This is a genomic window from Collinsella sp. AF05-9 (assembly GCF_003465595.1).
In the GTDB taxonomy this organism is placed as follows: domain Bacteria; phylum Actinomycetota; class Coriobacteriia; order Coriobacteriales; family Coriobacteriaceae; genus Collinsella.
Map to the genome: position 1 here is coordinate 280 of NZ_QSBB01000086.1, position 249 is coordinate 528.

General features: G+C 76.3%; 1 pseudogene. It reads left to right on the forward strand.

Features of this window, described 5'->3' with window-relative positions:
* Positions 1–249 (forward strand): annotated as a pseudogene (locus DWV43_RS10295) (IS30 family transposase); the annotation flags it as partial.

The window sequence follows — 249 nt, forward strand, 5'->3', positions numbered from 1 at the left end:
GCACCGCCCCAGCAGGCTGCAGCTCGCGCCGCCGCTCGCGGCGAAGGACGCCGAGAGCGTGGCGGCGGCGCTCGGGGGCGTGCGCTCCGTGCTGGGCGCCGGCGGCATGGGCAGGGTCTTCCGGGCCGTGCTAACCGACAACGGCCCCGAGTTCTCCGACGAGGGCGCCATCGCCGGGCTGATCGGCGAGGGGCCGGGCGAGACGAGGCTGTTCTACTGCGACTCCGGGCGCAGCGACCAGAAGGGCGC